Origin of the sequence: Mycobacterium noviomagense (assembly GCF_010731635.1) — a bacterium.
In the GTDB taxonomy this organism is placed as follows: domain Bacteria; phylum Actinomycetota; class Actinomycetes; order Mycobacteriales; family Mycobacteriaceae; genus Mycobacterium; species Mycobacterium noviomagense.
Genome location: NZ_AP022583.1, coordinates 614,566 through 628,114, shown reverse-complemented (window position 1 = coordinate 628,114; position 13,549 = coordinate 614,566). Strand labels below are relative to the sequence as shown.

9 protein-coding genes are annotated in these 13,549 nt (G+C 66.7%); 8 read left to right on the top strand and 1 reads right to left on the bottom strand.

Annotated elements, in window-relative coordinates:
* The first annotated feature begins 269 nt into the window (after positions 1-269).
* The 6 genes from G6N15_RS02640 (at position 270) to G6N15_RS02615 (ending at position 10,896) form a co-directional block, all read left to right on the top strand.
* On the top strand, positions 270-3,971 hold the full coding sequence (locus G6N15_RS02640; protein WP_083084805.1) for a nitrate reductase subunit alpha: 3,702 nt from the start codon (positions 270-272) through the stop codon (positions 3,969-3,971).
* 34 nt (positions 3,972-4,005) lie between these two features.
* A complete protein-coding gene (narH, locus tag G6N15_RS02635) occupies positions 4,006-5,655 on the top strand; it encodes a nitrate reductase subunit beta (protein WP_083084808.1) in 1,650 nt (549 codons plus the stop codon).
* Positions 5,652-6,305, top strand: coding sequence for a nitrate reductase molybdenum cofactor assembly chaperone (narJ, locus tag G6N15_RS02630; RefSeq protein WP_083084811.1), 654 nt, complete (start codon positions 5,652-5,654; stop codon positions 6,303-6,305). The genes narH and narJ overlap by 4 nt, the downstream gene beginning before the upstream one ends.
* Position 6,306: 1 nt before the next feature.
* On the top strand, positions 6,307-7,044 hold the full coding sequence (gene narI / locus G6N15_RS02625; protein WP_083084813.1) for a respiratory nitrate reductase subunit gamma: 738 nt from the start codon (positions 6,307-6,309) through the stop codon (positions 7,042-7,044).
* A 2-nt stretch (positions 7,045-7,046) separates the two neighbouring features.
* Positions 7,047-8,945 carry a translational GTPase TypA gene (typA, locus tag G6N15_RS02620; RefSeq protein WP_083085161.1) on the top strand — a complete coding sequence of 633 codons (1,899 nt, stop codon included), beginning with the start codon at positions 7,047-7,049 and terminating at the stop codon, positions 8,943-8,945.
* Between the two features lie 82 nt (positions 8,946-9,027).
* On the top strand, positions 9,028-10,896 hold the full coding sequence (locus G6N15_RS02615; protein ID WP_179961808.1) for an ABC transporter family substrate-binding protein: 1,869 nt from the start codon (positions 9,028-9,030) through the stop codon (positions 10,894-10,896).
* Between the two features lie 180 nt (positions 10,897-11,076).
* Here the strand turns inward: G6N15_RS02615 and G6N15_RS02610 are convergent, their stop codons facing one another.
* A complete protein-coding gene (locus G6N15_RS02610; RefSeq protein ID WP_083084817.1) occupies positions 11,077-11,682 on the bottom strand; it encodes a TetR/AcrR family transcriptional regulator in 606 nt (201 codons plus the stop codon).
* Between the two features lie 316 nt (positions 11,683-11,998).
* Between G6N15_RS02610 and mshB the strand changes: the two genes are divergently transcribed.
* Both mshB and G6N15_RS02600 read left to right on the top strand, forming a co-directional pair.
* Positions 11,999-12,910 (top strand): N-acetyl-1-D-myo-inositol-2-amino-2-deoxy-alpha-D-glucopyranoside deacetylase, encoded by a 912-nt coding sequence (gene mshB, locus G6N15_RS02605; protein ID WP_083085164.1) that lies wholly within the window; start codon positions 11,999-12,001, stop codon positions 12,908-12,910.
* Positions 12,911-13,004: 94 nt separating this feature from the next.
* Entirely contained in the window at positions 13,005-13,514 is a 510-nt protein-coding gene (locus G6N15_RS02600; RefSeq protein ID WP_372506459.1) for a hypothetical protein, read from the top strand.
* The last annotated feature ends 35 nt before the right edge of the window (positions 13,515-13,549 follow it).

Sequence of the window (13,549 nt, the reverse complement as noted above, 5' to 3'; positions counted from 1 at the left end):
GACGCAGGAACCCGCAGCAGGCGATCGGTCGGTTCTTCGACTGCGCCCCGGCCCTCGGAATCGGCAACCGTCCGCCAACGGCCTATGCTGGTGACCGTCGCTGATCAGCGAGCGGGCCGCCGGTGCAGACGGCCACGTCTGTAGCTGGTCGGCCGGGGTCGGCGAGATCGCCGTCGAATCGCTGACCGATCCCGCGAATACCGCAACGGGTTGCACGCCCAAGGCCCACAAGCCGAAGCGGCGCCGCTACTTGTGAAGGAGATCCTCAGGTGACTGTGACACCACCGCACGTCGGAGGTCCTCTCGAGGAGTTGCTGGAGCGCAGCGGCCGCTTCTTCGTGCCGGGTGAGTTCTCCGACGACCTGCGCACGGTCACGCGCCGGGGCGGCCGCGAAGCCGACGTGTTCTACCGAGACCGGTGGAGCCACGACAAGGTGGTCCGCTCCACCCACGGAGTCAACTGCACCGGCTCGTGCTCATGGAAGATCTACGTCAAGGACGGGATCATCACCTGGGAGACCCAGCAGACCGACTACCCGTCGGTGGGTCCCGACCGGCCGGAGTACGAGCCTCGCGGCTGTCCCCGCGGTGCGTCGTTCTCCTGGTACAGCTATTCGCCGACTCGGGTGCGCTATCCCTATGCCCGCGGCGTGCTGGTCGAGATGTTCAGGGAAGCCAAGGCGCGCCTCGGCGACCCCGTGCTGGCGTGGGCGGACATTCAGGCTGATCCCGAGCGGCGCCGCCGCTATCAGCGGGCCCGCGGCAAAGGCGGTCTGGTCCGGGTGAGCTGGGCCGAAGCCACCGAGATGATCGCCGCAGCCCACGTGCACACGATCAAGACCTACGGGCCCGACCGGGTCGCCGGCTTCTCGCCGATCCCGGCGATGTCGATGGTGAGTCATGCCGCAGGCTGCCGGTTCGTCGAGCTGATCGGCGGGGTGATGACGTCGTTCTACGACTGGTATGCCGACCTGCCCGTCGCCTCACCACAGGTCTTCGGCGACCAGACCGACGTGCCGGAGTCCGGAGACTGGTGGGACGCGGCCTACCTCATCATGTGGGGCTCCAACGTGCCGATCACCCGGACCCCCGACGCGCACTGGATGGCCGAAGCCCGCTACCGCGGCACCAAGGTGGTGACGGTCAGCCCTGACTACGCCGACAACACGAAGTTCGCCGACGAGTGGATGCCGTGCGCGGCAGGCACCGACGGGGCGCTGGCCATGGCGATGGGCCACGTGATCCTCTCGGAATGCTATGTGCAACAAGAGGTTCCGTTCTTCACCGACTACGCGCGCCGCTATACCGACCTGCCGTTTTTGATCAAGCTCGAAGAGCGCGATGACGGGCTGGTACCCGGCAAGAACCTCACCGCAGCCGACATCGGTCAAGCGGTGGAAAATGCGGCCTTCAAGCCGGCGGTGTTGGACGCCGACACCGACTCCATCGTGGTGCCCCATGGCTCACTCGGGTTCCGCTACGGCGAGGACGGGGTCGGCAAGTGGAACCTCGACCTGGGCAATGTGACGCCGGCGTTGAGCGTGGAACGTCCGCACGCCACCAACGGTGACCGCAGCACCGCGCTGGTCCGGTTCCCCAGCTTCGACACCATCGACGGACACGGCGAAACCGTGGCGCGCGGCGTGCCGGTGCGCCGCGTCGGCAAGCACCTGGTGTGCACGGTGCTCGACTTGATGCTCGCCCACTACGGGGTCGCACGCCCTGGACTCCCCGGCGAGTGGCCCACCGGATACGACGACGCCAGCCATCCCAACACACCCGCCTGGCAGGAACCGATCACCGGGGTGTCGGCCGCGCAGGCCATCCGCGTCGCACGCGAATTCGCCCGCAGCGCAGAGGAATCCGGTGGGCGCTCGATGATCATCATGGGCGGCGGCATCTGTCACTGGTTCCACGGCGACACGATCTACCGCGCGGTGTTGGCGCTGCTGATGCTGACCGGGTCCATGGGACGCAACGGCGGTGGATGGGCTCACTACGTCGGTCAGGAGAAAGTGCGACCGCTGACCGGGTGGCAGACGATGGCGATGGCCACCGACTGGTCGCGGCCACCACGGCAGGTGCCCGGCGCCTCTTATTGGTATGCCCATACCGACCAGTGGCGCTACGACGCCTACGGAGCCGACAAGCTAACCAGCCCGGTCGGTCGCGGCCGGTTCTCCGGCAAGCACACGATGGATCTGCTGGCCTCGGCCACCGCGATGGGCTGGAGCCCGTTCTATCCGCAGTTCGACCGGTCCAGTCTCGACGTGGCCGACGAAGCGAAGGCGGCCGGTCGTGACGTCGCGGAGTACGTGGCCGAACAACTTGGGCAGCGCAACCTGAACCTGGCCATCAGCGACCCCGACAATCCCGTCAACTGGCCGCGAGTCCTCACCGTGTGGCGAGCGAACCTGATCGGTTCGTCAGGCAAGGGCGGCGAATACTTCCTGCGGCATCTTTTGGGCACCGACTCCAACGTCCAGGGTGAAGCACCGGGTGACGGGGTTCGGCCCGCAGATGTCGCCTGGGACAGGGAGGTTCCTGAAGGCAAGCTCGATCTGATGATGTCGGTCGACTTCCGGATGACCTCGACGACGTTGGTGTCCGATGTCGTCCTGCCAGCTGCCACCTGGTACGAGAAGGCCGATCTGTCCAGCACCGACATGCACCCGTATGTGCACGCGTTCAGCCCGGCCACCGACCCGCCGTGGGAAACCCGTTCGGATTTCGACGCTTTCGGCGCGATCGCCCGCACCTTCAGCGCGATGGCCAAGCGTCACCTCGGTACCCGCAGCGATGTGGTGCTCACCGCCCTGGGCCATGACACTCCAGATGCGTTGGCCTATCCCGATGGCGCCGAACGTGATTGGCGGCATACCGGCGAAGTGCCGGTACCGGGCAAGACGATGAGCCGGCTCACCGTGGTGGAACGCGACTACGGTGCGATCTACGACAAGTGGGTGACACTGGGCCCGCTTGTCGACAAATTCGGGCTGACGGTCAAAGGCGTCACCGTGCATCCCTTCCAGGAAGTCGAGCAATTGGCCGCGAAGTTCGGCGTGATGAACTCCGGTGCCGGTCAAGGCCGTCCGGCCATCACGACCGCCAACCGAATGGCCGATGTGATACTGCTGCTGTCCGGCACATCCAACGGCCGGCTGGCCGTTGAGGGTTTCCACGAGCTGGAAAAACGCACCGGTCAGCGGCTGGCCCACCTGGCCGAGGGCAGCGAGGAAAAGCGCATCACCTACGCCGACACCCAGGCGCGTCCGGTTCCGGTGATCACCAGCCCGGAGTGGTCCGGCAGCGAGACCGGCGGTCGCCGCTATGCGCCGTTCACGATCAACATCGAGCACTTCAAGCCGTTCCACACGCTCACCGGACGCATGCACTTCTACCTCGCCCACGACTGGATCGAGGAACTCGGCGAGCACCTGCCTGTCTATCGGCCACCGCTGGACATGACGCGGTTGTTCAACGCTCCGGAGCTCGGCCCCACCGGAGACGGCATCGGGCTCACCGTGCGGTACCTGACCCCGCACTCCAAGTGGTCGTTCCACTCCACCTACCAGGACAACCTCTACATGCTCTCGCTGTCGCGCGGCGGCCCCACCATGTGGATGAGCCCAGGCGACGCCGCGAAAATCAATGTCCGCGACAACGATTGGGTCGAGGCGGTCAACGCCAACGGCATCTATGTGTGCCGGGCCATCGTCAGCCACCGGATGCCCGACGGCGTGGTTTTCGTCTACCACGTGCAGGAACGCACCGTGGACACTCCGCGCACCGAGACCAACAACAAGCGCGGCGGCAACCACAACGCGCTGACCCGGGTGCGGATCAAGCCCAGCCACCTCGCCGGCGGCTATGGTCAGCACGCCTTCGCGTTCAACTACCTTGGCCCGACCGGCAATCAGCGCGACGAGGTGACCATTGTGCGGCGGCGCAGCCAGGAGGTGCGGTACTGATGCACCTGCGAAACCATGCTGAGCGGGGCCGCCGATGAAAGTCATGGCGCAACTTGCGATGGTGATGAACCTCGACAAGTGCATCGGCTGCCACACCTGTTCGGTCACTTGCAAGCAGGCTTGGACGAACCGCAGCGGAACTGAGTACGTGTGGTTCAACAACGTCGAAACCCGCCCAGGCGTGGGCTATCCGCGCACCTACGAAGACCAGGAGCGCTGGCGCGGGGGCTGGATCCGGGACAAGAGGGGCCGGCTGCGGCTTCGCGACGGCGGCCGCATCGCCAAGCTGCTGCGGATTTTCGCCAACCCCAAGCTGCCCACCATCGGCGACTACTACGAGCCGTGGACCTACGACTACGAAAACCTCACCTCGGCGCCGCTGGGCGACACGTTCCCGACCGCCGCGCCGCGCAGCCAGATCAGCGGCAATCCGATGAAGATCGAGTGGGGCGTCAACTGGGACGACAACCTGGCCGGCTCCACCGAGACGATGCGCGACGACCCGGTGCTGAAGAAGGTGAACGACGAGGTCAAGCTCCAGCTTGAAGAGACGTTCATGTTCTACCTGCCCCGGATCTGCGAGCACTGCCTCAACCCGTCCTGCGTGGCGTCGTGCCCGTCGGGTGCGATGTACAAGCGCACCGAGGACGGCATCGTGCTGGTGGACCAGGACCGCTGTCGTGGTTGGCGGATGTGTGTGTCGGGATGCCCTTACAAGAAGGTGTATTTCAACCACAAGACCGGCAAAGCCGAGAAATGCACGTTGTGCTACCCGCGCATGGAGCTCGGCATGCCGACCATCTGCTCGGAAACCTGTGTGGGCCGGTTGCGTTACCTCGGGCTGGTGCTTTATGACGCCGATCGGGTGCTGGAGGCGGCGTCGGTGGAAAAGGACACCGATCTCTACCAGGCGCAGTGCCAGGTTTTTCTCGACCCCGACGACCCGGAGGTAATCGCCGCCGCGCGTGGCGAAGGCATCTCCGACGAGTGGATCGAGGCCGCACAACGCTCACCGATCTACGCGCTGATCAACAAATACAAAGTGGCGCTGCCGTTGCACCCGGAATACCGGACCATGCCGATGGTCTGGTACATCCCGCCGCTGTCGCCGGTGGTGGACGCGGTCAGCCGTGAGGGTCACGACGGGGAAGACCTGGGCAACCTCTTCGGTGCGCTGGAGGCGCTGCGTATCCCGATGCAATACCTTGCCGAATTGTTCACCGCCGGCGACACCAGCGTCGTGGAGCAGGTGCTGCGGCGGTTGTCGGCGATGCGCTCCTACATGCGTGACATCAACCTCGGGCGCGAGACCCAGCCGCAGATCCCGCATGCCGTCGGGATGACCGAAGAAGAGATCTACGAGATGTACCGCTTGCTCGCGATCGCGAAATACGAAGAGCGGTACGTCATTCCGACAGCGTATAAAGCCGAGGCCCGTGAACTGGACCGGTTGGCGGGGTGCTCGCTGGACAGCGATGGCGGCCCGGGCATGTACGAAGGGGGCCCGTTCGGCGGCGCCGACGCACCGGTGCCGGTCAGCGTGGAGACCTTTCACACGCTCAAGCACCAGGCCGGCGCCGGCGGGTCCGGCAACGGCAACGGGTTGTCGCGGGTGAACCTGCTGAACTGGGACGGCGGCGACGTGCCGACCGGCATGTTTCCCGAAGCGCAGCACAAGCAATGAGGCTCTGCAGCCGATCACGAGAATCCGTACTGCGCGACCGGTTGGTGTGGCAGGCGGCCTCGCTGCTGTTGGCCTATCCCGACGAGCAGCGTGACGAGCGACTCGACACGGTGGACCGCCTGCTGGCCCACCTGGACGGGACCGTTGCCGAGCTGCTTGGGCGTACCGTCGCCGCCCTCCGGGCCACCGATGCGCTGAGCGCCGCCGCCGAATATGTCGAAACCTTCGATATGCGCCGGCGCTCGACGATGTACCTGACCTACTGGACGGCCGGCGACACCCGCAACCGCGGACGCGAAATGCTGGCTTTCGCATCGGCATACCGCGCCGCCGGTGTCGAACCGCCCAAATCCGAGGCCCCCGACCACCTTCCGGTGGTCCTCGAGTTCGCCGCGACGGTCGACCCGGACGCGGGGCGCCGGCTGTTGGTCGAGCACCGCGTGCCCATCGACGTGTTGCTGACGGCGTTGCGGGACGCGCATTCCCTGTACGAACATGTCATCGCGGCGGTGTGCGAAACGCTCCCGCCGGTGACCGACCAGGAGGTGCGCCGGGCGCAGCGGCTCGCCGCGCAGGGCCCCCCGGCCGAAGCTGTTGGCTTGCAACCGTTTACCTTGACCGTCCCACCCAAACGAACCGGCGGAAGCTGAGATGGCCCACACGAGCCTTACCGAGATCTTCTGGGACGTCGCACCGTACGTCTCGCTGTCGATCGCTGCGGTCGGCACCTGGTGGCGCTACCGCTACGACAAGTTCGGCTGGACCAGCCGCTCCTCGCAGATCTACGAATCGCGGCTGTTGTCAATCGGCAGCCCGCTGTTTCACTTCGGCAGCCTGATGGTGATCATGGGCCACGTCGTGGGCCTGTGCATCCCCGAGTGGGTCACCGAGGACATCGGGATGAGCGACCGCTTCTACCATTTGCAGGCGCTGATTCTCGGTGCGCCCGCCGGAATCGCCGCCCTGATCGGCATCGGGTTGCTGATCTATCGACGATGGGCCAGCGGACCGGTGCGCCTTGCCACCACCTTCAGCGACAAGCTGATGTACCCGGTGCTGGTCTGCGCGATGGTGGCCGGCATGAGCTGCACATTGATGGGAGCCACGCACTTCGGCCAAGTACATGACTACCGCCAGAATGTGTCGATCTGGTTCCGGTCGATCTTCGTCCTGGACCCGCGCGGCGATCTAATGCTGCAGGCGCCGTTCTACTTCCAATTGCATGCGACGATCGCACTGCTGCTGTTCGCCCTGTGGCCGTTCACACGACTCGTGCACGCGTTCAGCGTTCCGATCGCGTACCTGTTCCGCCCCTACATCGTCTACCGCAGTCGCGAGGTCGTCGACGATCAACTGGTCGGATCAGCGCCGCGCCGCCCCGGTTGGTAGCCATCAGTCGATTCACGCAATTTCGCAACGTTGCCATCGTTGCCCATGTCGACCATGGCAAGACGACACTGGTCGACGCCATGCTGCGGCAGTCCGGCGCCTTGCACGAGCGCGGCGAAGCCAAAGAGCGGGTGCTCGACACCGGCGACCTCGAGCGGGAAAAAGGCATCACGATCCTGGCCAAGAACACCGCCGTGCACCGTCACCACAGTGACGGCAGCGTCACCGTGATCAATGTGATCGACACGCCCGGCCACGCCGACTTCGGCGGCGAGGTGGAACGCGGGCTCTCGATGGTCGACGGGGTGCTGTTGCTGGTCGACGCCGCCGAAGGGCCGCTGCCGCAGACCCGCTTCGTGCTGCGCAAGGCGCTGGCGGCGCATCTGCCGGTGATCCTCGTCGTCAACAAGACCGACCGGCCCGACGCCCGCATCGCCGAGGTCGTCGACGCCAGCCATGATCTGCTGCTCGACGTCGCGGCCGATCTCGACGACGAAGCGGCGAAGGCCGCCGAAGAAGCCCTCGGCCTGCCGACGCTGTACGCGTCCGGGCGCGCCGGGGTGGCCAGCACCGTGCCGCCCGCCGACGGGGAGCTTCCCGAGGGCGACAACCTGGATCCGCTGTTCGACGTTTTGCTGCAGCACATTCCACCGCCGTCCGGCGACCCGGACGCACCCCTGCAGGCGCTCGTCACCAACCTCGACGCGTCGACGTTCCTGGGCCGGTTGGCGTTGATCCGCATCTACAACGGCCGGTTGCGGAAGGGACAGCAGGTAGCGTGGCTGCGCGAAATCGACGGCGAACCCGTCGTCGCCGCCGCGAAAATCACCGAGCTGCTGGCCACCGAGGGGGTGGAACGTTCACCCACCGAGCAAGCAGAAGCCGGCGACATCGTCGCAGTCGCGGGCATACCCGACATCATGATCGGCGACACGCTCGCCGATCCCGCCAATCCCGTTGCGCTGCCGCGGATTACCGTCGACGAGCCGGCGATCTCGGTCACCATCGGAACGAATACCTCGCCGCTGGCCGGCAAGGTGCCCGGCCACAAGCTCACCGCGCGGATGGTCAAAGCCCGGCTGGACGCCGAGCTGGTGGGCAACGTGTCGATCCGGGTGCTCGACATCGGCCGGCCCGACGCCTGGGAGGTGCAGGGCCGCGGCGAGCTGGCGCTGGCGGTGCTGGTCGAGCAGATGCGCCGGGAGGGTTTCGAGTTGACCGTCGGCAAGCCGCAGGTGGTGACCAAGACCATCGACGGGAAACTGCACGAGCCGGTCGAGGCGCTGACCATCGACTGCCCGGAGCAGTACGTCGGCGCGGTCACCCAGTTGATGGGTGCGCGCAAGGGCCGCATGGTCGAGATGGTCAACCACGCCACGGGGTGGGTGCGAATGGATTTCACGGTGCCCAGCCGCGGGCTGATCGGGTGGCGCACCGAATTCCTGACCGAGACCCGCGGCACCGGCATCGCCCACGCGGTGTTCGACGGCTACCGGCCGTGGGCGGGGGAGATCCGAACCCGCCACAGCGGGTCGCTGGTGTCGGACCGCTCCGGCACCGTCACGGCGTATGCGCTGCTGCAACTGGCTGACCGCGGCCAGTTCTTCGTCGCGCCCGGGCAGGACACCTATGAGGGCATGGTCGTAGGCATCAACCCGCGCCCGGAGGACCTCGACATCAACGTCACTCGGGAAAAGAAGCTGACCAATATCCGCTCGTCGACCGCCGAGGTCATGGAGACCGTAGCCAAGCCCATTGACCTCGACTTGGAGCGCGCGATGGAGTTCTGTGGGCCCTACGAATGTGTCGAGGTCACCCCGGAGGCGGTGCGGGTCCGGAAGGTCGAGCTCGGCGCTACCGAGCGGGCGCGCAGCCGGGCGCGGGCCAAGGCGCGAGGCTAGATGACGGTGCGGTTGCGCCGGCAGCCGATGGGCCGGCCGATACCCTGATGGCGTGCCGAAACGAGCCTGCCGCGCCTGGTCGATGATCGGCGGGCTGGCTACGGTGCTGGTGCTGGTGGTGTCGGGCTGCACCGTCAAGCCGCCGCCCGCGCCGCAGAGCACCGAGACGTCGCGCAGCTCGCCGCCGCCGCCTCCGCGCGTCATGCAGGTCATCATGGGTATCGACTCGATCGGCGCCGGCTTCAACCCCCACCTGCTTTCCGACCTGTCGGCGGTCAACGCCGCGGTCAGCGCCCTGGTGCTGCCCAGCGCGTTCCGCCCGGTGCCCGACCCGAGCACTCCGACCGGTTCGCGGTGGGAGATGGATCCGACGCTGCTGGTATCCGCCGACGTCACCAACGACAACCCGTTCACGGTGACCTACAAGATCCGGCCCGAGGCGCAGTGGACCGACAACGCCCCGATCGCGGCCGACGACTTCTGGTACCTGTGGCGCCAGATGGTCAGCCAGCCCGGCGTCGTCGACCCGGCCGGCTACGACCTCATCACCGGTGTGCAGTCGATCGACGGCGGCAAGCAGGCGGTCGTCACGTTCTCCCAGCCATATCCGGCGTGGCGGGAGTTGTTCAGCAACATCCTGCCGGCACACATCGTCAAAGACGTCCCCGGCGGCTTCCCGGCCGGGCTGACGCGCGCGCTGCCCGTCACCGGCGGACAGTTCCGGGTGGAGAACATCGACCCGCAACGAGACGAGATCTTGATCGCCCGCAACGACCGTTACTGGGGCCCGCCGGCCAAGCCGGATCTCATCCTCTTTCGTCGCGCGGGCGCTCCGGCCGCCCTGGCCGACTCGATCCGCAACGGCGACACCCAGGTCGCCCAGGTACACGGCGGCTCAGCGGCATTCGCCCAACTGTCCGCCATTCCCGACGTGCGCACCGCCCGGATCATGACACCGCGGGTCATGCAGTTGACCCTGCGCGCCAACGAACCCAAGCTGGCCGACTCCCAGGTGCGCAAGGCGATTCTGGGGCTGATCGACGTGGACTTGCTCGCCACGGTCGGCGCCGGCAGCGACAACACGGTCACGCTGGACCAGGCGCAGATCCGCGCGCCCAGCGACCCCGGATATGTGCCGACGGCGCCGCCGGCGATGACCAAGGCGGATGCGCTGAGTCTCTTGGAAGCCGGCGGCTACCAGATCGAGAACGACACGTCTGCATCGGTGCCGCCCCCGGCAGATCCGGCGACCACACCGGTCAACACCGGGGCACCGGAGTTCACCCGAGGCCGAATCAGCAAGGACGGCAAGCAGTTATCGCTCGTTATCGGTGTTGCGTCGAACGACCCGACGGCCGTGGCAGTGGCCAACACGGCCGCCGACCAGTTGCGCAACGTCGGCATCGCCGCCACCGTGCTGGGATTGGATCCGGTGGTGCTCTACCGCGACGCGTTGGTCAACAACCGGGTGGACGCGGTCGTCGGCTGGCATCAAGCCGGCGGCAACCTCGCGACGCTGCTGGCTTCTCGCTACGGCTGCCCCGCGCTGGAGGAGACCCCGGTGTCGACATCGAGTGCGCCGGCGGCCAGCAGGTCCGACGGATCACCGACCGCGCCGCACGCCGCGTCTCCGTCGAGGACGCCGACGTCAACCCCGCCGAGCCGCTCACCGGAGCCGGGGGCGCTGGTGCAGGCGCCGTCGAACATCACCGGCATCTGCGACCGCAGTATCCAGTCGAATATCGACGCCGCCCTGCAGGGCACCAAGGACATCAACGACGTGATCAACGCGGTAGAGCCGCGGCTGTGGAATATGGCGACCGTGTTGCCGATCCTGCAGGACACCACGATCGTCGCCGCGGGACCCAGCGTGCAAAACGTCAACCTGTCCGGCGCGGTGCCGGTGGGCATCGTCGGCGATGCCGGTCAATGGCTGAAGATTTCGCAATAACTCCCCGGGTGTAACCTCCACTTACGTGGGCGTCTTCAGGCCGCAGACGCTGGCCTTCATGCAACAAGATGACGACCAACCCGGACATGCCAAGCGGTTCGAGCCCCTACAAGAACGGCTGAACCCTTGAGCCACTTCTCGATAACTATCGGGTGCAATTCCCGATCTGGGCGGTGACGGCTACCCGCCGCGACTGACCGCCGGTGTCCGCTGGGGAAGCACGGTTTCGAGAATGCGCATCAGTTGTCGCTTGTTCGGCGGAGCTCCGGTCAACAGCAGGTGATGGTTGATCAACGCCGGCCCAATTCGTGCGGTCAACGGGGTAAGGCTGGCGGGATCAATGTCGCCGCTGCGCTCGGCTGCTCGCAGGATCGATTCGATGATGCGAAGGCGGGGGGCCACCACGGCGTCGGCGAAGATCGCGCGCAGCTCCGGTTCGTGGACCAACTGGCCGATGATGTCCAGACTCGGAAAGGCGGTCTTTCCAGCGAGCACCTCGCAGTGTGCGGTGAACACCGCCAACAGGTTCTCGCGCGGCGACCGGTCAACGTTGGGCTCCGGCAACGGCGGCAGGGCGTGCAGCAGAGCGGCCTGCACCAGCGCGCGCTTGCTGGCCCAGCGTCGATACAGCGCGGCCTTGCCGGTACGGGCGCGTGCTGCGATCCCTTCCATGGTCAGCCCGCCGTAGCCCACGGCAGAAAGTTCGGCCAGTGTGGCCTCGTAGAGCGCGTTCTCGAGGTCTTGGCCTCGGCGACGGCTTTTTACGGCTTTGCTCTGCTGTGGCATTCTCCGATAGTAGCCATCATCGTTTCTCTTGGCGCCCCGACGTCGCGTTCTGCGATGGTAGAGATTTCGCAGTCGTCAGCGTGGGCCTTCGTGAAAGCTGTTGCGCAGCACGGACAGTCGCATAAATGAGCGTGACGTTACCACACCGCCGACGTCTTCGCGCAACGAGATGTACGGTCCCGGCACGCATTACCTACCGCTCGCCGACGGGTCAGTTCACTCTGCGGGTCGATCGACCAGCGAACAGACAACGCCCCAAGCGCTGCGGGACAGCCCATGGTCCTTGCTGGGCGCAGCTCACCGGTACGGTTTCTCCATGCCGTCCCACGAGACGCCGCGGCTGCTGTTCGTGCACGCCCATCCCGACGACGAAAGCCTCACCACAGGCGCCACCATCGCGCATTACACCGCTCGCGGTGCCCAAGTGCAGGTCGTCACCTGCACACTCGGCGAGGAGGGCGAAGTCATGGGCGACCAGTGGGCGCAGCTGTCCGTCGACCACGCCGATCAACTCGGCGGCTACCGCATCGGCGAACTCACCGCCGCGTTGCACGCCCTCGGTGTAGGGGCACCGAGCTACCTCGGGGGCGCAGGTCGCTGGCGCGATTCCGGCATGGCTGGCACCGCGCCGCGGCGCCAGCAGAAGTTCGTCGACGCCGACGAGCGCGACGTTGTCGGTGCACTGGTGTCGGTAATCCGGGAGCTACGTCCCCACGTCGTCGTGACCTATGACCCCAACGGGGGATACGGACACCCGGATCACATCCGCGCCCATGCCGTCACCACAGCGGCGGTCGCAGCCGCCGACACCGCGGACTACCCGGGCGAGCCGTGGACCGTACCGAAGATGTACTGGACCGTCATCGCTGCGAGCGCCTTCTCCGCGGGCTGGCGCGCACTGCGTCGCGACGATTTACAGCCCCACTGGGTAATCCCCACCGGCGACAGCGACATCGGCGAGTTCGGCTACCCGGACGAGCGGATCGACGCCGTCATCGAGGCACCCGATGCGCTACCCGCCAAGGTTGCGGCGCTGTCCGCGCACGCCACCCAGGTCGTCGTCGGACCCACCGGGCGCGCGTGCGCGTTGTCGAACAACCTGGCGCTGCCGATCCTGGCGGAGGAGCACTACATCCTGGTCGCCGGGACCGGGGGAGAGCGCGACGAGCGCGGCTGGGAGACCGACCTGCTCGCCGGACTCGACTTGTGCCCATCCTCCCCGCGGTAGGCTTCCTACCAGCCAGCCTCGTGGAAGGAACCGGTATGGACCCCGATATGGACCCCGACATGCAGCACTGGCAGGTCCGGCTCGACAACTTTCAGTGGGTGATCGCTTCCCCGGCCGCGCAGCTCGACAGCGTCCCGACCTGACCGCCACCCAGCCAACCGTCGCATCGAGTGATGACACCGCGGCGACGGATCCCGCCATCCGTATCGTCGTTCTCACCCTGCTGGCCATCGACGGCGTCCTGTCGGCACTCGCCGCGGCACTGCTGCTGCCCGCCTATATCGGGTCGATTCCGTTCCCGGTAAGCGCATTGATCAGCGGTCTGGTCAACGCGCTCCTGGTATGGGCAGCCATGCACTGGACCACGTCGTCACGGGTGGCCGCGTTGCCGTTGTGGACGTGGCTGCTGACCGTGGCCGGGATGACCCTCGGCGGTCCTGGCGACGACAGAATCTTCGACGGGCCGGGGGTGCTTGCCTTGGCCCGGGCGCCGCTACTGATCGCGGTGGGCGTCGTACCGCCGGTGTGGATGGTGCTCTGGCGGCGCCGGCGCCGGACGAAACCGGTCGAGGCGGCGGAGCGGCGGGCGCCCGACCCCAGGTGAGCAAGACCCGCGAAACTCAGGTCTAATGTGACGGT